The sequence below is a fragment of the Mesotoga sp. genome (assembly GCF_035363035.1).
Classification (GTDB): domain Bacteria; phylum Thermotogota; class Thermotogae; order Petrotogales; family Kosmotogaceae; genus Mesotoga.
The window spans coordinates 1-1,221 of the sequence record NZ_DAOSEH010000100.1 but is presented as its reverse complement, the minus strand read 5'-3'; the positions used below and the strand labels follow the sequence as shown (position 1 = coordinate 1,221).

The 1,221-nt window shown below is 42.4% G+C and carries 1 protein-coding gene; it reads left to right on the top strand.

Annotated elements, in window-relative coordinates; all coding sequences use genetic code 11:
• Positions 1-843 (top strand): InlB B-repeat-containing protein (locus PKX57_RS10745; protein ID WP_472417251.1); only part of this gene is annotated, 843 nt, incomplete at its 5' end.
• Positions 844-1,221: the final 378 nt, after the last annotated feature.

Sequence of the window (1,221 nt, the reverse complement as noted above, 5' to 3'; positions counted from 1 at the left end):
AATGAGGGCTATGAATTTGTCAACTGGACGGAGGATGGAGCTCAGGTTAGTCTGGATCCAGAATACTCTTTCATCTTGACGACTGATCGATCCCTTGTGGCTAACTTTGCAGTGAAAACCCATGAGTTGGAAGTAAATGTTCTGGGTAACGGAAGCGTACAAAAGAGCCCTGATCTTGACAAGTATCTTCATGGAGAAATAGTGGAATTAACAGCTGAGCCTGCACAAGGCTGGAGCTTCGATAGTTGGAGTGGAGATCTTGAAGGGTCTCAGAATCCCGCAAGCATTACAATGAATGCTAATAAAGAAGTGACAGCCACGTTCAGAGCCAATCAGTACACAGTAAACGTTTTTTCGAGTCCTGAAGAAGGCGGATTAGTGACTGGCGGTGGCTCTTTCACATTCGGAGAGGAGATAGTTGTCACAGCGCTGGCCAATGACTGTTATATGTTTATCGGATGGTATGAAGATGGGCTTCTTGTGAGCGAAGAAAACGAATTCTGCTTCATCGTGGAGAGAGATATAGAACTCGAAGCCAGATTTGTGAATGCAGTTAAATCGAAAGAGTTCAAATTCATTCTCGAGAATCTATTTCTGGGTCGTAAATATGAGGTCACTATGAAACTGGATTTGAGAATAACAAAAGTCAGGTTTATATATCCTAATATTGATCCGGATATTCAGACTCCTATACCCGAAGAAGTGGTACCTGACGGGAATGGAGATGTTTACATCAATTCTTTCTGGACCAATACAGAGGCCGAATCCATACTGATTCTTTGCTATTCAGGTGATAAGCTTGTTTCGCAATGTGTGGAATCTCTTTTAGAAGACCTGAAATGATCAGAGATGTGCCCTTTTGTGGCCAAAGAACATGTTGAATTCCGCGAGTCGTTTCCGTTCGGCTGAATTTGTGCGGTGATCAGTAAGCATATATTTTTCAATTGGGTGTACTGTAAATGCGATATGGACGAGAATCTTGATAGTGACGGCGACCTACAACACTCTAAGGTTGCAGCTTATAGCGGGGAGAAATCCCCGCTGTTTTTCATCTGAGAAAAGAGTTTGAAAGAAAAGCTATTACTGACTGCTCATATTGTCATCGTAGCCAACGATTGTGTTCGCATGGTTCGTGTTAGGATTGGTGTAATTGTTTGAATTCCAGACATCGTTTGCTGTAAGATAGTCATACTTGTAAGCATCGACGGAAATGGAAACTAG